The organism is Algoriphagus sp. NBT04N3 (genome assembly GCF_019443765.1).
In the GTDB taxonomy this organism is placed as follows: Bacteria; Bacteroidota; Bacteroidia; order Cytophagales; family Cyclobacteriaceae; genus Algoriphagus; species Algoriphagus ornithinivorans.
This window is the reverse complement of the sequence record NZ_CP048415.1, coordinates 3,802,180-3,827,027: the sequence shown is the minus strand read 5'-3', so window position 1 is coordinate 3,827,027 and position 24,848 is coordinate 3,802,180. Positions and strand designations below refer to the sequence as shown.

Here is a 24,848-nt window from a genome sequence, read left to right as displayed (position 1 = left end):
TCTCAGCCCTTAGTAAATAGTAAAACACCTAATTTATGAAAAAAATTACCCTCAGCTTAATGGTTGGCATTTTCTCTTTTTTTTCTGCCAGCATTCAGGCTCAGGAGTCCTCAGAATCTCAAAACTCATTGAACTCCGGTACCATCGATTCCCAATTTGAATACATCTACGATGCTTCCAATAATTATCAGGAATATAAAGTAGTTAAGAAAAGTAATCTGGATAAGTTAAGATCCAATATGCTGGATTCAATGAGGACCATGAGGGCGGAAGTAATGGAGCTCAAAACCCAGCTGACTTCCAAAAATGATAGCATTTCCAGTTTAAATCAGGTTCTAGATCAAACTGAAGCTGAAAAGCAGGAAGCTATAGAAGCGAAGGATAATTTTTCAATTTTTGGAATAGCTATTCATAAGGCCGTTTATTCTTCTCTGATGTGGCTATTTGTTGGAGGATTAGGGATTGCATTAGCATTTTTCTCCTTTCAATATTTCAGGAGCTTCAAGAAGATTCGAAAAGCCCAAAAGGACTTGGAAGAGGTTCAGGAAGAATTTGATCAACATAGAAAAAACACTTTAGAGCGAGAGCGGAAACTCAAAAGGGAACTGATCGACGCCCAAATGGGGAAAGATTGATCGTAGAATTATCCTTGATTTCGGAATTAATGTAGTTCATAAGTGCTTCAACTGCTTCTAATGATTATTTTGGTTCAAAGTTTTTAGCATGAAGCAAGTCGATATAGCTGTAGTCGGTCTGGGAGCTGTTGGGTCAGCTGCCTTGTACTTTTTATCAAAATCAGGTTTTTCAGTTCTAGGATTAGATCGCTTTGACCCACCTCATGCGATGGGCTCTTCTCACGGTGAAACCAGAATTACACGGCTTGCAGTAGGCGAAGGGGAAGAGTATGTGAACTTTGCCCAAAGATCTCAGGAGATATGGAAACAAATGGAGCAAGATTCGGGAAACCAGCTTTTCATACCTTGTGGAGGAATTTTATTGGATTCTGGAGTTCAGCCATGGTCCAAGCATGGAGGAGAGGGGTTTTTTGAACGAACCAAAAGTATTGCGCAAAAGCGCTCCATCTCTCATGAATTGTTGGGTTCCGAAGAATTGGAAAAGCGCTATGGGGTATTTGACTTACCTAAAACTGGAGCTGTTTATTTTGAACCTAGTGCGGGCTATCTTTTTCCCGAAAAAATAATTGAAACCCAGTTGGATTTGGCCCTGAAGCAAGGCGCGCAACTGAGAGTTCATGCGCCTTTGATTGAATTGGAACAAACCGAACAAGGAGTCTGTCTACAACTCAAGGAAGAAAAGATCATGGCTCAAAGAGTCCTTTTATGCAATGGTGGCTGGATCAAGGACTTTCTGCCAGAGAATCAAGCCTATAAATTCAAGATTTGTAGACAGGTTTTGCATTGGATAAAAATTGAGGATCAGTCTCTGGATTTTGGTAATCTTCCCGTTTTTATGTGGGGATTTGGACCCCAAGCTGAGGACTTTATCTATGGCTTTCCCAGTTTGGATGGAGAGTCGATCAAAGTGGCCACAGAATCTTTCATAGATTCATTACATCCGGACTTTTTGAATAGGTCAGTGAGCCAAACCGAACAGGAGGAATTTTGGAATCAAAAAATCCAGGGCAAAATCAAAGGGCTTAAAAAAGAGTTTCTCAAATCTGAGGTTTGTTTTTACACTGTGAGGGAGGATTCAAAATTTGTGATAGGCAAGCATCCTGATTCTCCAATGACTTGGATGGTATCCGCATGTTCCGGTCATGGATTTAAGCACTCTGCTGCTATTGGAGAGAAGATGAGTCAGCAGCTTTTGGCCAGCTTGGCTTAATTCCTCAGACTATCCGAGTCTTTTCCCTTTTTTCTAAGTAAAAGGTCTATTTTTGCAGATTGAAGTAATAGTACTATGGCCAAGAAGAGAGGAACTGCTTTGGAAGAGCACGAAAAGCGGAAGTTGAATAAGCAGAGTTTTCAGAAATTAAGTGGGATTTTCAGGTTTTTATTACCCTATAAATGGACCTTTATTGCGGGTTTATTTTTCCTCCTGCTGTCTTCTTTAACCTTATTGACGTTTCCTTTTGTTGCAGGAAAGCTGATAGATACCGCCCAAGGAGAAGACTGGATAGTTTCTGATATCAATACTATAGCCTTGATGTTAGTAGGGATTCTAGCTGTGCAAAGTATTTTTTCCTTTTTCAGAGTATGGTTATTTGCACTTGTCTCTGAAAGGTCCATGCGGGATATCCGGCAGTCGCTTTACAATAGGCTTTTGAGGTTGCCGATGACCTTTTTTGACAAAAGAAGAACAGGGGAATTGATCTCTAGAATCACTTCCGATGTCAGTTTGCTCCAGGATACCTTTTCAGTGACCCTAGCAGAATTATTCCGACAGGTAGTTACGCTGATTGCAGGGATTGCTTTTCTGTTTTTCACCACCCCCAAATTGACCTTTTTCATGTTGGGGACCTTCCCAATTTTGGTATTGGTTGCAATGGTTTTCGGTCGATTTATTCGTGGACTTTCCAAAAAGACTCAAGACGAATTAGCTGCTGCCAATGTGATTGTAGAAGAAACTTTGCAGTCTATCAGTACAGTCAAATCATTTGTGGGAGAAGCGTATGAATCTAGCCGATATTCAAAAGGTCTAAACAGAGTAGTGCATGTAGCCTTGAAGACAGCCAAATTCAGAGGGGCATTCATATCATTTATCATTTTTGCACTATTTGGAGGAATCGTAGCGGTCATGTGGTACGGCGCAAGCTTGGTGGCTTCCGGCGAAATGAGTATTGGTGAATTAGTATCCTTTGTTTTGTATACCACTTTTATAGGAGGCTCTATCGCAGGTTTGGGAGATATCTACAGTCAGATCCAAAAAGCAATAGGAAGTTCTGAGCGGGTCTTGGAAATTTTGGATGAAAAAGTTGAGGAAAGCAGCGAGTTTCGGGTGGATAATCTGGAGGGAAAAATTGAATTCGAACAGGTCGTTTTTTCCTACCCTACCAGACCGGAGCTTCAGGTTTTGAAGGATTTAAGCTTTTATGTCAATCCTGGTGAAAAAATTGCCTTGGCAGGACATTCAGGAGCTGGTAAGTCTACCATCATACAACTTTTGCTTAAGTTTTATGAAGTGCACCAAGGGGAGATTAAAATTGATGGGCAGAATCTAAATCGTTGGAATCTGGAACAATTGCGTTCCCATATCGGAATGGTGCCTCAGGAGGTTTTATTATTTGGTGGGTCCATTCGGGAGAATATTGCTTATGCCAAGCCTAATGCCAGCGAGGAAGAAATAATCATGGCTGCCAAAAAAGCCAATGCTTGGCAGTTTATTTCTCAGTTTCCGGAAGGCTTAGATACCTTGGTTGGAGAGAGGGGAGTTAAGCTTTCAGGTGGACAGAGGCAAAGAGTAGCAATCGCCAGAGCCATTTTGAAAGACCCTTCTATCTTGATTTTAGATGAAGCAACCTCTTCCTTGGATGCGGAGTCTGAGCATCTGGTACAGGAGGCTTTGGATGAATTGATGAAAGGTAGAACCACAATCATAATCGCTCACAGATTAGCGACCATTAGAAAAGTGGATAGAATATATGTGCTAAGCGAAGGGAAAATTGTAGAGCAGGGAAATCATTTGCAGCTTTTAGAGCAGGAGGACGGCTTTTATGCGAATTTAGTACGCCTTCAGTTTGCCGAAAACTAAATATCTACCATAGGCATTTTCAATTAAAATTTCTGAACATTTGACCATCCAAGGATAGTTTATATTCCGTAATTGAAATGATTATGAATAATTCACTGGAAATATTGGTGGCCTCCGTGGCCAAAGAGAGAGAAGAGTTGTTGAAGCATCCAATTTACCAGCATTTGAATGGGTTGGATGATTTTAGGATTTTCATGGAGTACCATGTGTTTGCAGTTTGGGACTTCATGTCACTGCTGAAAGCATTACAACATAGATTGACCGGGATGTCACTTCCTTGGTTGCCTGCATCGGACCCATTGGTTGCTCGATTGATCAATGATATCGTATTAGCTGAAGAAAGTGATGAGGATGGAGAAGGTGGCTATTGCAGTCACTTTGAACTTTATCTAAGAGCCATGAGTGAGGCGGGAGCTTCTACTTCAAGAATAGAGAAGTTGATTGAGTCTCTTTCCTCTGGAGCTAAACTGGATGAGGCCATGAAAGTGGCTAAAGTTCCGGATTTTGTACAGCAGTTTTTACGGGTGAATTATCAAACTGCTTTGTTTGGAGAAGCCCATGAAATCGCCGCTTCCTTTACTTTGGGCAGAGAAGATTTGATCCCGGATTTATTCCGACAGATTGTGCAGGAGTTGATCAAAAATCAGCCAGATGAATTAAAAACTTTGGCTTATTACTTTGATAGACATATTCACCTGGACGAGGAGGAGCATGGACCATTGGCTTGGAGAATGGTAGAAATGCTATTAGAGTCTGATTTGCATTTAGACCAAGCAACTGCAGCGGGTAAAGATGCATTGGAGGCAAGAAAAATCCTTTGGGATGGTATACATCACGAACTGCTTAAACGAAAAGCAGCTTTAGCATACTAATAAAAATTATGGGCCGTGATTGACTTCGTTAGTCCGGCCACTTTTTCTTTGAATATTTTAGAATTAGGAAAAAGACTTTTCATTTCCTTTTCATCCAATAGCCTGATTTCTTCCAGGTATTGTTTCGCTTCTGATTCCGACCATTTTCTGAGCCTACTCAGTTTTGTTTTTGTCAGAATAGATAAAAGTAAATTTTTTGGAAAGTATTGAGCGAAAGGCAAAGCATAATGAGCTTCTACAGGAAAATATTTATTGGGTGTCTGAACGAAATGTTTTTGACCCACTCTTAAAATTTCCTTGGCCATTTTTTCCTGGTTTTCAAAAGTGTATAAATGCTCTATTACTGAGTTGGAAAAGACCAGATCAAAATAATCATCCTTATATTGAGGGAGGGAAGTAGCGTCTCCTGCAATGGATTGAAGTTTGGGGTGCTTTGTATCTTCAGTGCTCAAATTGAGGAGAACAATCTCTATTTGAGGAAGGTTTAATAGACGACTTCCTTTCCAAAAATAGGCAGTTCCTCCTACATCCAAGACCTTGATTGCTTGGTCTTTTTGGAAGTGTTGAAAAAAAAGATTTTCAAATACAGCTAAACGTTTTTGACGGAATTTTGCCCCTAGAGAAGCTGGGTTTTCCGAAGAAGCGAATAGATTTGAGATAAAATTCATGAGCGCCTTTGGGGCTTTTTGTATAATAATTTATCATCAAAAGTAAGCATGCTTGACGATTCTTTTCTTAATTTTGGTTTTGAAATACTAAAAACCAGAGAAAAGATCGGCTTAGCCTGATTTTTGATAAAATATGATTGTTTGCTATAGATTTTTATGAAGCGTAGATTCGATAAGTATTTTCCCTGGCTTTTTGTGAGCAGTGACTTTATTGCCTCTCTTGTTTCTCTATTTCTTTGTAATTTTTTTCTTACCCAAATTGGTCTTTTTAACGGCGCTGATCTAGACGCATTACTTCCACTCTCAGTCCTGTGGCTTTTAATTGCTGCTTTGAGGAAAGATTATAAAATCGGCCGAACTGATGAATATGACCATACACTTCGACATCTAACTGGAACTGTTTTCTGGTTTGTAGGCGCAGCGGCGGTTCTTTGGGTTCCTTTTAATACCCCTTCCATACAGGTGATTCCAATTCTTGCTTTGGGAATAGGAATGCTGGTGATCATGGGGATATTCCGGGTTGGAGTACATATGTTGCTTCGCCAGTATAGAGTAAAAGGAAATAATTATCGGAATGCAGTTATAGTCGGAAAAGGGGGGACAAGCCCTAAACTCGCAGACGTATTCAAGATTAGAAAAGACTTTGGAATTAACTTCCTCGGATATTTTGACAATCAAGCAGACTGTAACCAAACTCGTGGAGGTATAGATGATTTCTTTAGCGAAGCTCCAGGATTGGACCTGGATCTGATTTATATCCACGAGCATTTAGAACCCAAATTGGTCAAGAAGATTATTGGCTACGCTGACGAGAATTATATCAAAGTAAAAATGATTCCGGGAGGCAGCTTACAATTGGAGAAAAATCTAAGCTTCTCCAGATACGGGGATTTCTTTGTAATCAATGTCAATGAAATTCCACTGGATCATGCGATCAACAGCATCATGAAGCGTGCTTTTGATGTCATTTTCGCCAGTTTTGTGATCGTCTTTATCCTTTCTTGGCTGATTCCATTGGTAGGTATTCTGATCAAATTGGAATCAAGAGGTCCAATCTTTTTTATCCAAAAAAGAAATGGGGTAAATAACCGTGAGTTCAATTGTTTAAAATTCCGATCCATGACTCCCAACGATTATGCGGACACCCATCAGGCTGTAAAAAATGATCCAAGAGTCACCAGAATTGGATCTTTTTTGAGAACCTCCTCTTTGGACGAGATGCCCCAATTCATCAATGTGTTGTTGGGTGACATGTCAATTGTGGGACCAAGACCTCATACAATCCCGATGAATAAGACATTCAAATCCCAAATTGAGCGTTATAATTCAAGACATAAAATCCGTCCGGGAATTACAGGTTTGGCTCAGGTGAGAGGATACAGGGGTGAAATCGAAAACCCACATCAAATTCGTTCAAGAGTAAAGCTGGATTCTTTTTATATCAACAATTGGTCATTTTTGTTGGATATGGGCATAATGATCAAGACAATCCATGAATTGCTTTTCAACCGTGAAAATGCCTACTAGTGAACGACAGGCAATGTCCATTCTGTAAAAGTACCCACCTTACCCAGTTTCAAGCTTACGAGCGAATGTTTGGAGCAGGAGATAGTTTCTCTTACTTAGAATGCTTGGATTGCTTATCGCTTCAGATTGATCAAATACCTGAAAATCTTTCCGATTACTATTCAGGATCCTATTATTCTTTTGTCCCTCTTGTGCCTTCAAGTTTGATATCCAAAGCTTTCAAGGCTCTTCGTGCAAAACTTTTTCTCCAATTAGGGATGAGCTTTTTTGCCCCCAAAGTTTATGGGTATTGGTTAAAAAATGTATTTCAAAGATTCAATCAGTCTATAGCAGATGTGGGCTGTGGTAATGGACAGTTATTATATGAGTTACACTGTTCGGGATTCAAGAATTTGACGGGATTTGATCCTTTTTTAGAAAAAGATCAAGTGCTTGGGAAAGGCTTGAGTCTCCAAAAAATGGACTTTTTGGATTCAGATCAGACCTTTGATTTGATTATGATGCATCATTCTTTCGAGCATATGTCAAATCCCGAAAGTGTGCTGAAAGCTTGTAAAGAAAGGCTGAACCCTGGAGGAACCCTCTTGATTAGGCTTCCAATCACAGATGGACAAGTCTGGAAAGACAAAAGAGCTAATTGGGTTCAGCTCGATGCTCCAAGACATTTGGTCATTCCTTCCATCAGCGGTTTGAAAGCATTGGCTAAAACTCAAGGGCTGAAATTATCATATATGGAGTTTGATTCTACCGCTTTTCAATTTTGGGGAACAGCCTTGTATGAGCAAGGTCATAGTTTAGAGGTAGATGAAAATGAGTTTTTTTCCTCAGAAGAGATGAGTGATTTTCATAAAAAAGCCTCCCTGTATAATCAGGAAGGCCGTGGAGATCAAGCTCTCTTTATATTGAAGAAGGCTGATTAGATTCTGAATAATGCTTCGAAAAAGCCCATGGTTTCTCCCTTTTTCTTGAAAATGATCATGGGGAGCACATTATTAACTTTGATTAATTTTTCAGCAGTACTACCGAGAAGGATTGCAGCTGACTTAGTCCTGCCGCGAGAACCCATGATAAACATATCCACATCCATTTTGTGAGCTTCCTTCAATAAAGTTTCACCCATATCTTCGCCCTCATCAAGGATAAAATCGCATTCTAATTCTGGGTGGTTATGCTTGGATACAAAGTTTTTGTAATCCTTACGCGCATTTTCTTTCATGATCTCCACAAATTCATCATAGGATTTTCCCGTTTTGGAATAGCCCTGTGGAACATGAAAGATATGAACGGGTATTAATTTGGCATTTAATTGATCGGCAATCCGCTCTCCAAAATCATAGATCATGTGATTGTGATCTGAGAAATCGGTAGGAATCATAATTTGTTTAGGTAGTTCCGGAGCTCTCTTTTCCTGAAGAAGCATCACCGAGCAGGGAGCTTTTTTTGCCACGCCATTTGCCAAGGCTCCTGAACCCTTCAAGGTTTCCTTTCTACCCATAATGATTAAATCAACATCTTTGATTTTTGCCCACCTTAAGAATGTTTCTAGAGGATGTTCTCCTTCCTCAGCAAATACCTCTATTTCAATATCCTTTGGGAAATTTTGGGCGTCAATTTTCTTTTGCATGATCGCCTCAACTGACTCGTCTCCTGCAGCCAATAAATTTGGGTACTGGGATAGAATCTCATCCGGAATAGCCAAATTTTTTGAAACGTGAACAAAATAGCATTTCTCTACTCCTAAAAACTTTAGAAAAACGACTGTCTTTTGGATTAGAATCTCATCCATCTCGGTCATATCGAGACCAATCATCACTTTGGAAAAAAACTTCATAGGGCGTTTATTGATTAATAGCCTTAATTTAAAAGATTGCTTGGGTTATTTAAACAGTTTTTATGTTTTTACCTCAGGAATCCTCTCTAAGGTAACAGAATGAGATGAATTGTACACAAGAATAAAAATTGATTCCCTATAGATTTGAAGTTCAAACTTTGTAGAAACTTCTTAAAACTATATCTATTCCAAAAATATGATTCTATGAAAAACATGCAGAAATATTTTCTAGCCATACTCCCACCTCAAGAGTTTTTAGAAAAAGTGGAGGAGCTAAAGTTACATCTGCGTGAAAAATTCAATGTAAAGTATGCTTTAAAGTCCCCTGCCCATGTTACGGTGAAAATGCCTTTTTCATATGATGAGCATAAGGAGGAAAAGTTAGCTTCCATGCTACAGGATTTTTGTAGTAATAAAAGCACTTTCGGAATGAGAGTGAAAGGCGTGGATACTTTTGGTAAAAGAGTGATTTTTTTGGATATAAAAGCAGAGCAAGACTTATATACTTTTCAATCAGATCTAAAAAAGTTTCTGAAAACCCAAGTTCACCTTCCAGATGAATTGAGTGACAGAAACTATCATCCCCATATGACTGTAGCCTTTAAAGACTTAAAGAGGCAGATTTTTGAAGCAGTTTTCCAGGAAGTAAAGGAGGCGAAGCTTGAAAGTGAATTCCAGATTTCAGAATTGACTTTGTTGAAAAGGTTAAATGGCAAATGGTCTCCTCACATGAATTTTTTATTAAAAAATTAATCAAAATCTAATTTTAACACCACTCAGCTTGGTTTTTCTAGCTTTTAACAAAAAAAGAAAGAAAAATTTAATTTTGAGTTTTGTCTAATAGGGATTACTATTTTTCTAACCGATTATCATCCTTTTGAGCTAATTGAAGTAAAATTAAAAGAGAAATTAAATTTTGAATAATTTCATTTTTTGTTTTTATAATTCTGTGATTCAAATTTTAAAATCGGACATTGCAAAACTTTATTTTTAGAAATCGATTGCACAATAGGCAAAAACAGAATTAAATATTGAAAAAAATGATAAATATTTAATTTAATATTTTTTGGATAAAACTAAGAAACGGAATTTAAAATAATTTTAAATCAAAATAGCAAAATTTTTTATTGTAAAATTTATAAAAATAGAAATTCTATATCAGAAAACACTGTCCGGACACTAAATATGATTTAAAAAATTCTAAAAAAATTAAAATAATAAAATTTTATTCTGAAAACTTAACCTTTTTTAAGTTTTACCAAATTTGCTCCTTTAGCTATTTGCTTTTTCATTAGCCGATTCGAAAAACAAATCATCTATTAAAATTTAACCTATGAAGAAAGTTTTACTGGGATTTGTGATCATGCTCTTAACAGCTGTTTCGGTCATGGCACAAAACAGAACGATCACCGGTAGGGTGACTTCACCTGAGGAGCCAGAAGGCTTGATCGGAGTGAATGTCTTGGTGAAAGGAACGACCATTGGCGTCGTAACTGACCTGGATGGTAGGTACACCATTTTGGTACCTGCAAATGCATCAACATTGGTATTTAGCTATATCGGTTATATCAGTGTGGAAGAGCAGATCGGTAATAGATCTGAAATCAATGTTACCATGAGAGAAGATGCTCAAAATCTTCAAGAGGTAATTATTACTGCTTATGGAGGTACTGCTGATAAAGGAAACTTTACCGGTTCAGCAATAGCCTTGAAAGGAGATCAGATAGCCAATCGTCCTATCAACAACGTGGTAAATGCCATTGAAGGTCAGGCACCGGGTGTAATCACCACTTCTGCTTCAGGTCAGCCGGGTTCTACTCCTGCTGTAAGAATCAGAGGTATTGGTTCTGTGAACTCTTCTTCTGCACCTCTTTACGTTGTGGATGGAGTACCTTATGATGGGGACCTATCTAACCTTAACCCTGAAGATATTGCTGACATGACCATCTTGAAAGATGCTTCTTCAGCTGCATTGTATGGTTCTAGAGCGGCAAATGGTGTAATTATGATTACCACCAAAACCGGTCAGAAAAATAAGCCAACCTTCAATGTGAGAGTTCAGCAAGGTGTATCCAGCAGAGCTTTGCCAGAATATGACAGAGTAAATGCTGACCAGTATTACCCTTTAGTTTGGGAATCATTGAGAAATAGCCAATTGGGCAATGGAGCTACTCCTGATGCCGCAGCTACTTTTGCATCCAATAACTTGATCAATATTTTGGGTTATAATGTCTACAATGTTCCAAACAATCAAATCGTAGGAACTGACGGTAGACTAAACTCGAATGCTGTAAACAATTTTGTTGGGCTTAATTGGTTTGATGAATTGCAGAGAACAGGGGACAGAAAAGAATATAATATGACTTATTCTGGTGGCTCTGAGAAAACTGATTTTTATACCTCTTTCAACTACTTGAATGAGAAAGGTTTCATTATCAATTCTGATATTGAGCGTTTCACTGGTCGTTTGAATGTAAATACTCAAGCTACTAACTGGTTGAAAACTGGTATCAACCTTTCAGCAACCATGAGTGAGGGAAATAATGCAAGAGATGGAGGAAGCTCCAGCTTTGTGAACCCATTCTTTACTGCTAGATCCATGGGTCCTATTTATCCGGTTTTTGCTCAAAATATGCAAACTGGTGGATTCATCTTGGATGAATTTGGCAACAAAATTTTCGATTTAGGTGATCTAGAAGAATTTGGTCTTCCAAGAAGAGGTGCTGGTGCTTATCCAGGACGTCATGTAGTTCAGGAGACTTTATTGAACGTCGATCGTTTTGACAGAGATGTTATCTCTTCCAGAGCTTATGTAGAAGCTAAGTTCTTGAAGGACTTTACTTTCAGAACCAACATCGCCACTGATATCACTTCTTTGCTGAATATTGGTTATGACAATACTATCGTAGGTGATGGTGCTCCAGCTGGACGTACAAGAAGAGAGAATATCAGAATCAATTCTCTAACCTTCAACCAGTTATTGACTTATTCAAAAACTTTCAACGACAAGCATTTCGTGGAAGCTTTGGTAGGTCATGAAAACTATGATTTCAGAAGAACAAGACAGTTTATCTCTAAGCAGGATCAGATCTTGGCTGGAAATATCGAGCCTGACAATTTTGTTACTATCAACTCTGCTTCTGGAAGAACTGATGTGGACAGAATCGAGTCTTACCTTTCCAGAGTAAACTATGTGTACGATGATAAATACTCTTTCTCTGCTTCTTGGAGAACAGATGGATCATCCAGATTCTTTAGAGATGTAAGATGGGGTACTTTCTTCTCAGTAGGTGCAGCTTGGTCAATTGATCAAGAAAATTTCTTCAATTCTAACTTCTTCCAGCTATTCAAATTAAGAGCTTCTTATGGTGAGGTTGGAAACAACGGTATTCAAAATTCAAATAACGCTCAAAATTACTACCCTTGGCAAGCATTGTATGACCTAGGTTTCAACAATGCTTCTGAGCCAGGTATTTTGCAGGCTTCACTTTCTGCTTTGGATCTACAGTGGGAATCCAACAATACCTATGATCTAGGTTTGGACTTCGCATTTGGAAATAGATTCTCAGGTACTTTGGAGTTCTTCAACAGAGAGTCTAGCAACCTGCTTTTCGAAGTTCCTTTGTCTTTGACTACGGGTTTAGAGAACAGATTCCAAAATATCGGTACCATGTCGAATAAAGGGATTGAATTCAATATTGGTGGAGATGTGATGAGAAGAGGAGCTTTCAAATGGAATGCTAATGTGAACGTTTCTACTTTCAAAAATGAATTCAAAGAGCTTCCATTCGAGGAGCAAATTGTAGGTACTAAAAAGTATGTGGTTGGTAGATCAATCTTTGATTTCTGGTTGAGAGACTGGTACGGTGTAGATCCAGAAACTGGTGAAGGTCTTTATAGAGCTGAAGAGTATGCTGAAAATGACCCAACTACCAGAATTATCGGGCAGGATACAGTTACTACCAGATTCCAAAATGCAAGATTCCATTTTGCAGGAAATGCAATCCCAGACTTCTTTGGTGGATTGTCCAATACCTTCTCTTACAAAGGATTATCCTTGAATGTCCTAGTAAGCTTTGCAGTAGGTGGAGATATTTATGATGGAATCTATGCAGGTTTGATGGGTGCTGATCCTGATGGAGGAGCTGCTCACGTGGATATCTTGAACAGATGGAGACAGCCTGGAGATATTACAGAAGTTCCTAAGATGGATGTAACCGGTGCTGCTCAAACCAATGTCGCATCAGACAGGTGGCTAACCGATGCTTCTTATCTCAACTTACGTGCAATCAATCTCTCTTACACCCTTCCTAGAACTTTATTGGAAAGATGGAAAATGAGAGGAGCTACCGTATACCTAGCCGGTGAAAACTTAGGCTGGTTGTCTTCAAGAAGCGGTATGTATGTATCTGGAACCTTTAGTGGTACTACTTCTAATACTTTCACTCCGGCGAGAACATTCACGCTGGGACTTAATGTGAATCTGTAATTTACAAAAGACCATGAAGAAATTATTAAGTAAAATATTCTTACTCGGCGCCATTCTAAGTTTTGGATGTGCTGAGGACTATTTGGATACCCTACCTACGGATGCGGTATCTGAAAATGCAGTCTTTACGACTACGCAAAATGCGATGACAGCCCTTAATGGGATTCACAGATCCATGTTTATCCGTTACGACTCCCAAGGTCAGCCGGGTGAAGGTGGGGTGATGATTATGCGCGAGGTTTTGGGCGAAGATGTGGTAATGACCGGTATCGCTAATGGTTGGTTTGTATCCATGTCTAGATGGTTAAACCACGTCAATGAAAACAGTGGTGACGTAAGGTTCGTGTGGAGATTTTATTACAAAATCATCGGTAACGCAAACATGATCATCGCTAATATTGACAATGCTGCAGGCCCTCAAACTGAAAAGGATGAGATCAAAGGGCAGGCATTAGCATACAGAGCTTGGGCTCACTTCAACTTGGTACAGCTATTTGCTGAGCGATATCAGGCAGGTGGAAACAACGGTCAATTAGGCGTACCATTGGTTTTGGAGCCAATTACTGAAGGTGGAGCCAGAAATACCGTCGAAGAAGTGTATACTCAAGTGAATGCAGATTTGGATGCAGCGATTGCTTTATTGGGTGAAGGCCGAAATGCTAAATCCCATATCAATGTCAATGTTGCTAGAGGAATCAAGGCTAGAGTTGCTTTGACTCAAGGGAACTTTGCTCAAGCGGCTACTTTGGCAAACCAGGCTCGTCAAGGCTATGACTTGATGTCTGCTTCTCAATTATATGAAGGATTCAACAATGTGGATAATCCAGAATGGATGTGGGGAAGCAAGCAAATCGACGATCAGCAGACCTTCTTTGCTTCTTTCTTCGCTTACATGTCTGTTAATTTCAGCTCTACCAATATTAGAGGTAATCCTAAGGCAATCAATAGCTCTTTGTATGCTAAGATTTCTCCTACTGATGCCAGAAAAGGTTTGTGGGATCCAAATGCAGGAACAGCGGCTTTGAGAGATCCATTTATAGATGAGGTTACTTTGAGTTCTTTCGCAAAAAGAAACTTCATGAACAGAAAGTTTGTAGCTCAGGCTAATGCTTCTTCTGTAGGTGATGTTCCTTATATGAGAGCATCTGAAATGATTTTGATCGAGGCTGAGGCTTTGGCAAGAAGCGGAAACGGTGCACAGGCTGCCCAAGTTCTATTTGAATTGGCTTCTCAAAGAGATCCTGAGTATACGCTTTCAACCAACACGGGTGCAGCTTTGATAGAAGAGATCATGACTCAAAGAAGAATTGAGCTTTGGGGCGAGGGATTCCGATTCTATGACTTGAAGCGCTTGAATCTTTCATTGGATAGAAATGGCGCAAACCATGTAGCCACAGTAATCAACTCTAAATATGAAGAACCTGCTGGTACGCCTAACTGGCAGTTCAAAATTCCAATTGCGGAGTTGAATGCAAATGACAAAATGGTGCAGAACCCATCTTAATAAGAGGAAAGCAATTTGTTTAAATCATCCAAGTCCGGCTCTTAGGAGTCGGACTTTTTTTGTTTAAAATTTATAGGGCTAAAAATTAAAACTTTATCAGAATTCTATCTGTCCACTTTCCATCCCTTTGCCCAAAAGCAAGCTTTTTGGACTTTTGCTGTTTTTATACACATGAATGATGTTTTGCTGGGAAGAAAAATTCTTAATCAAGATGCTGTTTTGAACCCGAATCTTAGCTTTCCACGGTAGAGGAAGAGACTCCATATAAAACCAGGCAGCATCTTCTTCGATTTCATAGCCCAAATATTTCAGAGTAGCAGGGCTTCCATCCAGCCATATTTTATTGTGATGGAGTAGATATGCCTGAATTTGAGCATTTAATTTTTCTGGATTCTCAGGATTCAAAAAATCCACCTTTTCTCCATGAAAATCTCCTAAAGCTTCTTCCAAATCGTCCCAAAAAATCTTCTGAGCGATTTCCAATCGTTGACTTTCAGGATTTTGCCGGATTTCTGTCAAAGAGATAAAATAAGGATGACTGAGTACCATCCATCCCAGAGAAATCAAGGAGATGTAAAACTGTTGCATTTGAAAGGGATTGCTTGTCTTTTATGGGAATAAACCTGTATTATTGCCCCAATTTACTTCAATCGAGGTATTTTCTGAGTTTATGAATTCATTTGAACTGTATTTCCGTCTTGGCCTGAAGCATATTTTGGATATCCAAGGCTATGATCATATCCTATTTGTCTTGGCGCTTTGTGCTGTTTTTATAGCCAGAGATTGGCGAAAGATCGTGATTTTGGTGACAGCTTTCACCATTGGTCACTCCCTTACCCTTGCTTTGGCCACTTTTAAAGTTATTCAGGTACGATCCGATGTAATCGAATTCCTGATTCCTGTCACCATAGCCATTACTGCCTTTACTACTATCTTGAAGCCAAGACCTTCTACGGGCAAAGGTATTCAAATGAATTATTTTCTCGCGCTGTTTTTTGGTTTGATCCATGGTTTGGGTTTTTCTAATTATCTGCGGGAGCTATTGGGAAAAGAGGCTGTTATCTGGAAACCTCTCCTTGCTTTTAATCTAGGTCTGGAAGCCGGACAATTGATCATTGTTGGTGCCTATCTATTGGTGACCTCTATCCTGGTAGGGATAGCTGGTGTAAACAGAAAGGAGTGGACCCTGGTTATGGCAGCAATGGTTTTCGGGATTTCCTTGATGATGATGCTTGAAACGAAATTTTGGTAAATAAAATATAACTATGAAAAAAACAGGACTAGTTTGGATGCTCTTGGCCCTAATGACTGCTCAGGTTTTCGGGCAGGCTCGTCGTTCAGAGCAAAACCACGGCGAACGATTTGAGCAGCTGGGTACCATGCTACGATCTCCCAATGTCTACAGGACTGCCTCTGGTGCTCCGGGACATATGTATTGGCAGCAAAAAGCCAATTATGTGATCGACGTGGAACTCAATGATGATAATCAATCCGTCAAGGGAAAGGAAACCATCACTTATATCAATAACTCTCCTGATCAACTCACCTATCTTTGGGTTCAGTTGGAAGAAAATCAAAGAGGTCCTCAATCCGAAGCACCTTTGGTAGCCGAAAGCAGTATCAATTCCCGAATGACTTTAGGAACTTTGCAGGGAATCCTCTGGGAAAATGATGAATATGGCTATAAAGTACTGAATGTAAAGGACGCTCAAGGCAATCCACTTTCTGTGGCTGTCAATAAGACCATGATGCGAATTGATCTTCCTATGCCTTTAAAGGCGGGTGAGAGCTTCACTTTTGCTGTTGACTGGTCCTTTAATATCACAGACAGAATGTCCTACATTTCCGGTAGACCTGGTTATGAATTCTTCCCAGAAGATGGGAACTATATCTATACCATGGCAGAGTGGTTTCCTAGAATGGCTGTTTACTCTGATTTCGAAGGATGGCAGAACAAACAGTTTTTGGGAAGAGGTGAATTTGCCTTGACTTTTGGGGATTATGAAGTAAGAATCACCGTGCCTGCTGATCACATGGTAGGAGCTACCGGAGTTTTACAAAATCCTGAAGAAGTATTATCTGCTACGGAATTGCAGCGATGGAATAAAGCTAAGCAGACCTTTGATAATCCTGTAATTATCAGAACTCAGGCAGAGGCTGAAAAATTGGAAAAAGGAAAATCCAAAGACAAGAAAACCTGGATTTTCAAAGCTGAGAATGTCCGCGATTTTGCTTGGACTTCCTCCAGAAAATTTATCTGGGACGCTATGGCAGTGAAGCAGGGAGGAAAAGATGTCATGGCGATGTCTTACTATGCCAAGGAGGCCAATCCTCTGTGGGAGCAATATTCAACCCGAGTAGTAGCTCATACTATTAAATCTTATTCAGCACATACATTTGACTACCCATATCCAACTGCTATCTCTGTGGAAGCAAGTAATGGTATGGAATACCCGATGATCTGTTTCAATTACGGAAGACCAGACAAGGATGGCACCTATTCAGAAGCAGTGAAGTATGGAATGATTTCAGTAATCATTCACGAAGTAGGCCACAATTTCTTCCCGATGATCGTCAACTCAGACGAGAGACAGTGGACTTGGATGGATGAAGGCTTGAATACCTTCATGCAGTTTATGGCAGAGCAGGAATGGGATAGAAATTATCCATCCAGAAGAGGCCCTGCACATAAGATTGTTCCTTACATGAGAAGTGATAAGAGCATGCTTGAGCCGATCATGACTAACTCAGAAAATATCATTCAGTTTGGTCCAAATGCATACGCTAAGCCAGCTACTGCTTTGAATATTTTGAGAGAGACAGTGATGGGCAGAGAGCTGTTTGATTTTGCCTTCAGAGAGTATGCTAGAAGATGGATGTTTAAGCATCCAACCCCTGAAGACCTTTTCAGAACAATGGAAGATGCATCTGCAGTTGATCTGGACTGGTTCTGGAGAGGATGGTTTTATGGAACAGAACCTGTAGATATTGCTATTCAGGATGTGAAGTGGTTTAAACTAGACAACAGAACTCCGGCTCAGAAAAAAGCTGATCAAAAAGCTGCATTTGACCTGGAAGAAAGCTATGTATCTAAGAATTATAACAAAGCTGATGTGCCCCAAACAGTAGTGGAGGCAGATCCTGCCACCAGAGATTTTTATAATTCTTACAATCCATTTACTGTGAGCCCTGAAGACGAGGAAGAGTATAAGAAGTTTATGGCCAGTCTTTCTCCAAAAGAAAAAGAGCTCCTGAATTCCAATATGAACTTCTACGAGATCACCTTTGAAAATGTGGGTGGTTTGGTAATGCCATTGATCATTGAATTTCAATATGCTGACGGAACCTCTGAGATCGAGCGGATTCCTGCTGAAATCTGGAAGCTCAATGAAACTCAGGTAACCAAAGTTTTCCCGAAGAAGAAAGAAGTGGTACAGTTTATATTGGACCCTATGCGTGAGACTGCGGATATCGATGAGTCTAGTAATTACTGGCCAAGACAATATCAGCCAACCCGATTTGAATTGTACAAAAGCCGAGGTGGAGCCAGAGGAGCTTCTGTAGGTGACAATCCAATGAAAAAAGCTCAGAGCAAGAAAAAGTAAGCTTTAGGCTTTCAATATTATTTTTAAGCCCTCCAAAGTTTTTCCTTTCTCAGGAGAATTTGGAGGGTTTATTTTTTTATGATCTCCTCAAAAACCTTCACCCCCGTCTCAATCAACTCATCCGGGAAGTCGTAGGTCGGTTCATGGAGTTGAGGGCAATTCTCACCTGAGCCTAGTCCAAACAAAAAGGAAGGGCAGTGCTGACTAAACAATCCAAAATCTTCCGACCAATTGAAGGGCTCGGCTTTTTCTACGGCTTTAAGCCCTAATTCCACAGCAGCAACTTTTACGACCTCATACAATTCTTGATCATTGTGCGATACCGCAAATTTCTCAACAAATTCTACTTCCAATTTTAAGCGCTCCTCGCTTGCTATTTTTTTAGCCAAAGCTTGTGCTTTTTCAATTAGCAAGTCCAGATCTTTTTGGTCATAAGCTCTTAGGGTCATACTTAAACTTCCCTTGCCTGCACTCGTCCCAAAAGCCAAACTTCCCAATTCAACATGGATCAGCGTGAGTAAAGAAAAGCCTGGAATTTCCTTGGGCAATTGGGGAAGCTGATGCATCAGTTGGGCTAGGGCCTGTGCAGGGTTGATTCCGGCGTCGGGATGGGCAGAGTGGGAGGTTTTCCCGGTGAAATGTAGACGCATTCCTGTACTTCCTGCTGCAAATGTTCCTTTTCTAAGCACCACCTGATGAAGCGGAAATCCGGGTAAGTTATGTAGGGCAAAGGCATAATCGGGCCTGATTTCCTCAAATCGGGAATCATTTAGAATTGCCTGAGCTCCTTCTCCTGTTTCTTCGGCAGGTTGAAAGAGAAGCACCACTTCTCCACTTTCGGGCCTCTCTTGAGCCAACTTTTCTCCCAATCCACAGATAATTGCCATGTGTCCGTCATGGCCACAAAGGTGGGCCTTTCCGGAGACAGTGCTTTGGTAGCTTGGATTTCCTTTTTCCTCGATAGGCAAGGCGTCCAATTCACAACGAAAGAGCAGGCGTTTTCCTGGGTTTTTACCCTTGAAAATGAAAGCTAAGCCCGTTCCTCCCAAGCCTTCAATTGTCTCATCTGGATTCAAAGGCTTAAAAAAGTCCAGAATTCTCTGGGCAGTTTGGCTTTCTTCTCCAGCTATTTCTGGATGTTTGTGAAGCGTATGCCGAAGTTGGATTAGTGAATTCATGATGTTAATGTCTAGTTTCCTCGATTTCTTTTCAAAACAAGAGTACCTCTTGGTATAATACTTCAAATATTGACATTATATGAAGTATTCGGTAAATTTAAATTATCAATTTCTAGAATAGATCATGGCAAAAACGGAATCACTAAATATAGCTTTGACTGATGAGATGAAAAAATTTATCACTAGTCAATCAGGTAAGGGTACTTTATATGCTACACCTAGTGAGTATGTTCGGGACCTTATTCGTCATGAGCGTGATCGCATAGAAGCTGCGTCTTTACGTGCAGCCATAGTTGACGGATATCAGGACGTGTTGCATGGACGAACTCGTGAGTTTTCTGGAGATTTGATGGCGGATTTGAAATTACATCAGAAGGATGTTGAAAAGTGAAAAGAATACTTCTTACTTCAAGAGCACTTTCTGATCTTCAGGAAATCTATGAATTTTCCATTTCTGAATGGGGTGAATCAACAGCCCTAAAGTATATGTTGGGAATAGAAGATTGCCTAAAACTTTTACAGGAAAATGAAGGGCTACTAAAATCAAATAAAATTATATCATCAAGATTTATGGTGTATCCAGTTCAAAAGCATTTTTTAATTTGTGATATCATCGATGATGCGATTTGCGTTCTTACCATAAGGCATACTTCCATTAATTTATTGGAGCGGTTGAAAAAGTTAGAGCCTACATTGGAAGATGAGGCTAAAGCGATTTATAAAAAATCAATAAAGTAAGTTTTCCTTTGCTTCGCTTTGTCGCCGCGAGCTTTTTTTAAAAACCACATAGAGAGGATAGAAAACATAGCTTCATTCAGCTTTTGCTTCTTTTATCCTTTTCGGGAGCTCAAAAAATATCGAACATCGAATGATGAATAATGAAGTGTAGTGAACACCCTACAGCGATCCCCTTTAATTACTCGATTAATCAATTACACAATTACTTATCAATGAGATTATCTCTTTGCCTCTTCATTTCTTTGCGGGAGAATAAAATCATTCGCCGCTGCGTCGCCGCGAGCTTTTTAAAAACCACATAGAGAGGATAGAAAACATAGTTTTATAAATTTTTGTCTCTGCGAGATACTTTTTCAACGCAGAGCCGCGGAGGTCGCAAAGAATATCGCAAAGTAATCTTTTGTACTATTTTCTTTTGACGCTAATAAAGTCAGTCCATGAGACAGGAAAAATATTTTGCGTTTGGAATTGAGTTGAGACCTAAATAACTAATAACTCAATAACCAATAACTCTTCCCCGCGCCTCTGGGAGCGTATTTCAATTATATTACTTTATTCCTGAGTCAAAAACTCCAAATTCTTCCATGCCTACAGCATAGTGATGATGTCTGCATATATCATTACTACCTAGCTCAAATCCCTACGGGATTTACATTACTCTCAAATATCTCTTCGCGCCTTTCATTCATAATGGGAAAGATTATGTCCTAGAACTAGTTGAACTCTGAACTATGAACATTTGAACTTTAAAAATCATCATTGATATCCAAAAGCTTGGAGCATCAATTACACAGTTACTCAGGACCTCTCCTTGCGTCTCCTCCAGAAACCCAACAGACCTAGCTTCTAATTTTTTATCTCCCTGGTTTTCAATTGGAATCATTTTTGTCTCAATTTTTTCAGTAACGGTTGGGAACTTACCTTCCTTTCTTGTTATTTTCATCCAATCACTTCAACCTTTAACCAAACACTTTTATGAGCGAGATAGAAAAAAAACAAATCGAAGAGCAAATCACTGCTCTAAGAGCTAAGCTTACTGGTGACATGTTTGCAGACATGGAGATTCGAGACAAAATTCATAATCTGGAAATGGTATTGAATGGTACCAAGCCGGGTGGTCAATACATTGATTGTGTAGGTTGCGGAAGTTAATCAGTTTTGAATCGATACTTTATTATTTATAAGCCCTTTGGGGTTTTGAGCCAATTTAGCGGAGAGGGGCAGACACTTGCCTCTCTTTTTCATTTTCCCAAAACAGTCTATCCTGTAGGTCGATTGGATAAGGATAGCGAGGGTTTGTTGCTGATTACTGATGATAAGCAGCTTAACCATCAATTGCTAAATCCCCGATTTGCTCATCAACGAACCTATCTGGCTCAGGTGGAGGGTATACCAGATGCAGAATCTTTGCGTCAACTGGAAAAGGGAGTAGAAATCAATTTGGATGGGAAGATGTACCATACCAAACCTGCTTTGGCTAAAATTCCCTATGAGATTCCAGCTTTGCCTGATAGAGATCCGCCGATTCGTTACCGCAAAAATGTGCCGGATACCTGGATTGCTTTAACATTAATTGAAGGTAAAAATAGACAAGTAAGAAAAATGACTGCGGCGGTTGGATTTCCCACCTTGAGATTGGTGAGATGGTCTATGGAGAAGCTGAGCATTGAAGGCTTCCAAGTGGGAGAGGTAAGAGAAATGGGGCAAGATGAAGTATATCGTGCCTTGGGATTGAGTGGTTTCCGTAGAAAATGATTAATACTCTCCTAAATAGGAGAAGATATAATGGAATTTTTTACCGCTAAGACGCTAAGTACGCAAAGAGATTCACAGGGGGTTTTTCGGTATAGACCATCAATGCCCAATAACTAATAACCGATAACTACTTCCAAAGTACCCTAAGACTGCCACGCTCTGAAAGCTCCGCTCGCAGTGAAGGAAATAACTTTGCCACTTCCCTTCTTTGCGGGAAACAACATCGCCGCGTCGCTGCGCCACCGCGAGATTTTTTTTCACCACATAGCCACAGAAGTTTAGGTAAAAGTAGAGCCTTTGTCTGAACGAGAACCCAATAACTAATAACCAATAACTACTTCCAAACTACCCAAAGACTGCCACGCTCCGCAAGCTCCGCTCGCAGTGACGATAAAACCTTACTTCTTAAAAAATCCTAAAATCCCGCTTAGCACTCTGACTTTACCACTTCTAAGAATTAAGATTGCGTCTGGGATAAAATGTCCTATTTTTGAGGTTATCTGAGTAAAAAACCAAATCCATGCATCAGGATAAAATAGCAGCAGTCATACAGGAAGTAAGAAAAGTAGTTGTCGGTCAGGATAAAATGGTCAACCGCTTATTGATAGGGCTCTTTACCAATGGCCATATTCTATTGGAAGGTGTTCCCGGTCTTGCGAAGACCCTGACAGTAAATACTCTTGCCAAAGTATTGCACTTGGATTTTAACCGAATTCAGTTCACTCCGGATCTCTTGCCTTCAGATTTGATTGGTACAATGATCTACAATCAGCAAACGGCTAATTTTGAAGTAAAGAAAGGACCAATTTTCGCCAATTTGATTTTGGCTGATGAGGTAAACCGATCTCCCGCCAAGGTTCAGTCGGCTTTGCTAGAGGCGATGCAGGAAAAGCAAGTAACCATCGGCGAGACTACTTTTCCATTAGATAGGCCATTTTTGGTATTGGCTACCCAAAACCCGGTGGATCAGGAAGGTACTTATCCTCTTCCTGAAGCTCAGGTCGATCGATTTATGATGAAAGTTCATATCGAGTATCCAAGTAAGGCTGATGAAATGGAGGTTATGAGGAGAATGGCTAATATGTCCTTCAATTCAGAGGTCAACGCAGTGCTTTCCAAGCAGGATATTTTTGATATCAGAAATGAGATCAATGCTATCAATATTGCTGAGCCTTTGGAGCAGTATATTATTGAGTTGGTTTTTGCAACCAGATTCCCGGAACAATACGGTTTAAAAAACGAAGCGAAGTACATTCAATTTGGGGTTTCTCCCCGTGCAAGTATCAATTTGAATCTCGCTTCGAAAGCTGTTGCCTATATGGATGGCCGTGATTATGTGCTTCCTGAGGATATCAAAGAAATCGCAGAAGATGTGCTAAATCACAGAATTATACTGAATTACGAAGCAGAAGCTGATAATATCAACACTCGTGACCTAGTTAAAATATTGTTGGAAAAGGTACCGATTAACAAGACGGTAACATTGAAATAATACAATTTAGCTTTTAAAAGGGCTTTCTGAGAGGAAAGCCTTTTTTTATGCATTTTTTGTTAATACAATATTAAATTCTGTATTCATTTTTAAAAAAAGCATAATTCGAATAATTCTCTTGCAGGTAAAAATTGATACACTTTTGTAACGTGAAAACGAACAAAACCACATTCAATTTATACCCAATGAAAAAATTCAACTCTTTCTTAATGATTTTAGCAGCTGCCCTTATTGGGTTCTCGAGCTGTATTGAAGGTAATGAAAGGCCAGATCTTGGCGATGATAACGGTCAGGATGATGAGGTACTAGTTTCCTCTAATATCACTTCAAATACTACCTGGGAAACAGGCAAAACTTATGTTTTGGGAGGAAGAATTACTGTGACTTCCGGGAATACATTGACTATTCAGCCAGGAACAATCATCAAAGGTGAAGTTGGTACAGGTTCAAATGCAACTGCTTTGATCATTGCAAGAGGTGCAAAAATCAATGCTGCAGGTACAGCTAGCTCGCCTATCATTTTTACAACTATTGCAGATGAAATTCAGCCTGGACAAATCGAATCTCCTAACCTTGAGCCAAATTTAAATGGTTTGTGGGGTGGTCTGATTATCCTTGGTAATGCGAGAGGATCTTTCCCAGGTGATGTTGCGGAGATCCAAATAGAAGGTATTCCACCTTCAGATTCAAATGGACTTTATGGAGGAACTAATGACGCTGACAATTCAGGAGTTTTAAAATATGTATCCATTAGACATGGTGGCGCCAACATTGGTGAAGGAAACGAAATCAACGGTTTGACTCTTGGTGGTGTAGGTTCCGGCACTGTTATCGAAAATGTAGAAGTTGTTGCTAATCAGGATGATGGAATCGAGTGGTTTGGTGGAACAGTAAACGTGACTAATGCTTTGGTATGGAATGCAGGTGATGATGCCTTGGATACTGACCAAGCTTGGGCTGGTACTTTAGATAACTTCATTGTCATCGCAGGTAGCGAAACTGACCACTGTTTGGAAATTGACGGACCAGAAGGTTCTTACCTAGCTGCTCATACTTTAAAGAATGGATCTGTAAAAGGAAACAATGTAGCAGAGCTGGCTGACTTCAGAGATGGAGCAAGAGGTACTTTCGAAAACATTTACTTCTTCGGGTTTGCTGATCCGGCATCCACAGACGGAAGAGGCGATTTCTCTTTGAGTGGAGATAAAACCCTAGCCACTTTTGCAGATGGCTCTCTAAAATTTGCTAATCTTCAAATCACTCTAGCTAATAACGTGGCCTTAGCTACTGTATTCAGAGCTGGCACTGCTACTCATGCAACTGCAGTTGCTGCAGGAGCTAACACAGTTGGAGCCAACAAAGCCGCATTCAATACTTGGTCATGGGCCGCTGTTTCTGGTCAATTGGCTGATTTCTAAACTCAAAAAATAAAAGGAAGAAAGGGTTTGCAAGGTCCTTTCTTCCTTTTCTAAAAAGTA

The 24,848-nt window shown here is 39.9% G+C and carries 22 protein-coding genes; 17 read left to right on the top strand and 5 right to left on the bottom strand.

The features are described from left to right. The first annotated feature begins 35 nt into the window (after positions 1–35). From GYM62_RS16585 to GYM62_RS16570, 4 genes are all read left to right on the top strand, one after another. Positions 36–635 carry a hypothetical protein gene (locus tag GYM62_RS16585; protein ID WP_219957227.1) on the top strand — a complete coding sequence of 200 codons (600 nt, stop codon included), beginning with the start codon at positions 36–38 and terminating at the stop codon, positions 633–635. Between the two features lie 88 nt (positions 636–723). After that, the gene (solA, locus tag GYM62_RS16580; protein WP_219957226.1) at positions 724–1,845 is read left to right on the top strand and encodes an N-methyl-L-tryptophan oxidase; all 1,122 of its coding nucleotides are present in this window, start codon (positions 724–726) and stop codon (positions 1,843–1,845) included. A 75-nt stretch (positions 1,846–1,920) separates the two neighbouring features. Further along, on the top strand, positions 1,921–3,711 hold the full coding sequence (locus tag GYM62_RS16575; RefSeq protein WP_219957225.1) for an ABC transporter ATP-binding protein: 1,791 nt from the start codon (positions 1,921–1,923) through the stop codon (positions 3,709–3,711). An 83-nt stretch (positions 3,712–3,794) separates the two neighbouring features. Then, positions 3,795–4,583: a DUF3050 domain-containing protein gene (locus tag GYM62_RS16570; RefSeq protein WP_219957224.1), complete on the top strand. Its 789-nt coding sequence runs from the start codon at positions 3,795–3,797 to the stop codon at positions 4,581–4,583. Here the strand turns inward: GYM62_RS16570 and GYM62_RS16565 are convergent. Beyond that, complete coding sequence (locus GYM62_RS16565; protein WP_219957223.1) at positions 4,580–5,251, bottom strand: class I SAM-dependent methyltransferase; 672 nt, start codon at positions 5,249–5,251, stop codon at positions 4,580–4,582. The two genes, GYM62_RS16570 and GYM62_RS16565, sit on opposite strands and share 4 nt — an antisense overlap. Before the next feature lie 156 nt (positions 5,252–5,407). On the opposite strand from GYM62_RS16565, the gene GYM62_RS16560 reads away from it, so the two are divergent. Both GYM62_RS16560 and GYM62_RS16555 read left to right on the top strand, forming a co-directional pair. Beyond that, positions 5,408–6,778 (top strand): exopolysaccharide biosynthesis polyprenyl glycosylphosphotransferase, encoded by a 1,371-nt coding sequence (locus GYM62_RS16560; RefSeq protein WP_219957222.1) that lies wholly within the window; start codon positions 5,408–5,410, stop codon positions 6,776–6,778. After that, complete coding sequence (locus tag GYM62_RS16555) at positions 6,778–7,698, top strand: bifunctional 2-polyprenyl-6-hydroxyphenol methylase/3-demethylubiquinol 3-O-methyltransferase UbiG (RefSeq protein ID WP_219957221.1); 921 nt, start codon at positions 6,778–6,780, stop codon at positions 7,696–7,698. Before GYM62_RS16560 ends, GYM62_RS16555 begins: the two co-directional genes overlap by 1 nt. On the opposite strand, the gene GYM62_RS16550 is transcribed toward GYM62_RS16555, so the two are convergent. Then, positions 7,695–8,609, bottom strand: coding sequence for a universal stress protein (locus GYM62_RS16550; RefSeq protein WP_219957220.1), 915 nt, complete (start codon positions 8,607–8,609; stop codon positions 7,695–7,697). The two genes, GYM62_RS16555 and GYM62_RS16550, sit on opposite strands and share 4 nt — an antisense overlap. A 213-nt stretch (positions 8,610–8,822) precedes the next feature. Here GYM62_RS16550 and thpR point away from each other — a divergent pair, with 213 nt between their 5' ends. The 3 genes from thpR (at position 8,823) to GYM62_RS16535 (ending at position 14,602) form a co-directional block, all read left to right on the top strand. Next, positions 8,823–9,362 carry an RNA 2',3'-cyclic phosphodiesterase gene (gene thpR, locus GYM62_RS16545; protein ID WP_219957219.1) on the top strand — a complete coding sequence of 180 codons (540 nt, stop codon included), beginning with the start codon at positions 8,823–8,825 and terminating at the stop codon, positions 9,360–9,362. Positions 9,363–9,942: 580 nt separating this feature from the next. Next, the gene (locus GYM62_RS16540; RefSeq protein ID WP_219957218.1) at positions 9,943–13,098 is read left to right on the top strand and encodes a SusC/RagA family TonB-linked outer membrane protein; all 3,156 of its coding nucleotides are present in this window, start codon (positions 9,943–9,945) and stop codon (positions 13,096–13,098) included. A 13-nt stretch (positions 13,099–13,111) separates the two neighbouring features. Further along, positions 13,112–14,602: a RagB/SusD family nutrient uptake outer membrane protein gene (locus tag GYM62_RS16535; protein WP_219957217.1), complete on the top strand. Its 1,491-nt coding sequence runs from the start codon at positions 13,112–13,114 to the stop codon at positions 14,600–14,602. 96 nt (positions 14,603–14,698) lie between these two features. Here GYM62_RS16535 and GYM62_RS16530 read toward each other — a convergent pair whose 3' ends face one another. Next, complete coding sequence (locus GYM62_RS16530; protein ID WP_219957216.1) at positions 14,699–15,190, bottom strand: DUF6702 family protein; 492 nt, start codon at positions 15,188–15,190, stop codon at positions 14,699–14,701. Between the two features lie 82 nt (positions 15,191–15,272). On the opposite strand from GYM62_RS16530, the gene GYM62_RS16525 reads away from it, so the two are divergent. Continuing rightward, positions 15,273–15,854, top strand: coding sequence for a HupE/UreJ family protein (locus tag GYM62_RS16525; RefSeq protein ID WP_091653659.1), 582 nt, complete (start codon positions 15,273–15,275; stop codon positions 15,852–15,854). A 37-nt stretch (positions 15,855–15,891) separates the two neighbouring features. Beyond that, positions 15,892–18,207 (top strand): M1 family metallopeptidase, encoded by a 2,316-nt coding sequence (locus tag GYM62_RS16520; RefSeq protein ID WP_370627674.1) that lies wholly within the window; start codon positions 15,892–15,894, stop codon positions 18,205–18,207. Positions 18,208–18,275: 68 nt separating this feature from the next. Here GYM62_RS16520 and GYM62_RS16515 read toward each other — a convergent pair whose 3' ends face one another. Then, positions 18,276–19,385 carry an amidohydrolase gene (locus GYM62_RS16515; protein WP_219957214.1) on the bottom strand — a complete coding sequence of 370 codons (1,110 nt, stop codon included), beginning with the start codon at positions 19,383–19,385 and terminating at the stop codon, positions 18,276–18,278. 124 nt (positions 19,386–19,509) lie between these two features. On the opposite strand from GYM62_RS16515, the gene GYM62_RS16510 reads away from it, so the two are divergent. Together GYM62_RS16510 and GYM62_RS16505 are read left to right on the top strand one after the other, a co-directional pair. Next, positions 19,510–19,776 carry a hypothetical protein gene (locus GYM62_RS16510; RefSeq protein WP_219957213.1) on the top strand — a complete coding sequence of 89 codons (267 nt, stop codon included), beginning with the start codon at positions 19,510–19,512 and terminating at the stop codon, positions 19,774–19,776. Next, positions 19,773–20,123: a type II toxin-antitoxin system RelE/ParE family toxin gene (locus tag GYM62_RS16505; RefSeq protein WP_219957212.1), complete on the top strand. Its 351-nt coding sequence runs from the start codon at positions 19,773–19,775 to the stop codon at positions 20,121–20,123. The genes GYM62_RS16510 and GYM62_RS16505 overlap by 4 nt, the downstream gene beginning before the upstream one ends. Before the next feature lie 700 nt (positions 20,124–20,823). On the opposite strand, the gene GYM62_RS16500 is transcribed toward GYM62_RS16505, so the two are convergent. Then, the gene (locus GYM62_RS16500; protein ID WP_219957211.1) at positions 20,824–21,066 is read right to left on the bottom strand and encodes a hypothetical protein; all 243 of its coding nucleotides are present in this window, start codon (positions 21,064–21,066) and stop codon (positions 20,824–20,826) included. Positions 21,067–21,098: 32 nt separating this feature from the next. On the opposite strand from GYM62_RS16500, the gene GYM62_RS16495 reads away from it, so the two are divergent. The 4 genes from GYM62_RS16495 to GYM62_RS16480 all read left to right on the top strand — a co-directional run bounded on the left by GYM62_RS16495 (position 21,099) and on the right by GYM62_RS16480 (position 24,788). Next, complete coding sequence (locus GYM62_RS16495; RefSeq protein ID WP_175557884.1) at positions 21,099–21,275, top strand: hypothetical protein; 177 nt, start codon at positions 21,099–21,101, stop codon at positions 21,273–21,275. 6 nt (positions 21,276–21,281) lie between these two features. After that, entirely contained in the window at positions 21,282–21,878 is a 597-nt protein-coding gene (locus tag GYM62_RS16490; protein ID WP_219957210.1) for a pseudouridine synthase, read from the top strand. Between the two features lie 520 nt (positions 21,879–22,398). Then, positions 22,399–23,370: a MoxR family ATPase gene (locus tag GYM62_RS16485; protein WP_091653666.1), complete on the top strand. Its 972-nt coding sequence runs from the start codon at positions 22,399–22,401 to the stop codon at positions 23,368–23,370. Positions 23,371–23,555: 185 nt separating this feature from the next. Further along, positions 23,556–24,788 carry a hypothetical protein gene (locus GYM62_RS16480; RefSeq protein WP_255590409.1) on the top strand — a complete coding sequence of 411 codons (1,233 nt, stop codon included), beginning with the start codon at positions 23,556–23,558 and terminating at the stop codon, positions 24,786–24,788. Positions 24,789–24,848 lie beyond the last annotated feature (60 nt).

Excerpts from the sequence above, each read along its gene's own strand:
- GYM62_RS16565 (WP_219957223.1), bottom strand. The coding sequence starts at position 5,251 with ATGAATTTTATCTCAAATCTATTCGCTTCTTCGGAAAACCCAGCTTCT.
- GYM62_RS16570 (WP_219957224.1), top strand. The coding sequence starts at position 3,795 with ATGAATAATTCACTGGAAATATTGGTGGCCTCCGTGGCCAAAGAGAGA.
- GYM62_RS16550 (WP_219957220.1), bottom strand. The coding sequence starts at position 8,609 with ATGAAGTTTTTTTCCAAAGTGATGATTGGTCTCGATATGACCGAGATG.
- GYM62_RS16485 (WP_091653666.1), top strand. The coding sequence starts at position 22,399 with ATGCATCAGGATAAAATAGCAGCAGTCATACAGGAAGTAAGAAAAGTA.
- GYM62_RS16520 (WP_370627674.1), top strand. The coding sequence starts at position 15,892 with ATGCTCTTGGCCCTAATGACTGCTCAGGTTTTCGGGCAGGCTCGTCGT.
- GYM62_RS16510 (WP_219957213.1), top strand. The coding sequence starts at position 19,510 with ATGGCAAAAACGGAATCACTAAATATAGCTTTGACTGATGAGATGAAA.
- solA (WP_219957226.1), top strand. The coding sequence starts at position 724 with ATGAAGCAAGTCGATATAGCTGTAGTCGGTCTGGGAGCTGTTGGGTCA.
- GYM62_RS16575 (WP_219957225.1), top strand. The coding sequence starts at position 1,921 with ATGGCCAAGAAGAGAGGAACTGCTTTGGAAGAGCACGAAAAGCGGAAG.
- GYM62_RS16540 (WP_219957218.1), top strand. The coding sequence starts at position 9,943 with ATGAAGAAAGTTTTACTGGGATTTGTGATCATGCTCTTAACAGCTGTT.
- GYM62_RS16530 (WP_219957216.1), bottom strand. The coding sequence starts at position 15,190 with ATGCAACAGTTTTACATCTCCTTGATTTCTCTGGGATGGATGGTACTC.
- GYM62_RS16585 (WP_219957227.1), top strand. The coding sequence starts at position 36 with ATGAAAAAAATTACCCTCAGCTTAATGGTTGGCATTTTCTCTTTTTTT.
- GYM62_RS16525 (WP_091653659.1), top strand. The coding sequence starts at position 15,273 with ATGAATTCATTTGAACTGTATTTCCGTCTTGGCCTGAAGCATATTTTG.
- GYM62_RS16515 (WP_219957214.1), bottom strand. The coding sequence starts at position 19,385 with ATGAATTCACTAATCCAACTTCGGCATACGCTTCACAAACATCCAGAA.
- GYM62_RS16480 (WP_255590409.1), top strand. The coding sequence starts at position 23,556 with ATGAAAAAATTCAACTCTTTCTTAATGATTTTAGCAGCTGCCCTTATT.
- GYM62_RS16560 (WP_219957222.1), top strand. The coding sequence starts at position 5,408 with ATGAAGCGTAGATTCGATAAGTATTTTCCCTGGCTTTTTGTGAGCAGT.
- GYM62_RS16500 (WP_219957211.1), bottom strand. The coding sequence starts at position 21,066 with ATGAAAATAACAAGAAAGGAAGGTAAGTTCCCAACCGTTACTGAAAAA.
- GYM62_RS16495 (WP_175557884.1), top strand. The coding sequence starts at position 21,099 with ATGAGCGAGATAGAAAAAAAACAAATCGAAGAGCAAATCACTGCTCTA.
- GYM62_RS16535 (WP_219957217.1), top strand. The coding sequence starts at position 13,112 with ATGAAGAAATTATTAAGTAAAATATTCTTACTCGGCGCCATTCTAAGT.
- thpR (WP_219957219.1), top strand. The coding sequence starts at position 8,823 with ATGCAGAAATATTTTCTAGCCATACTCCCACCTCAAGAGTTTTTAGAA.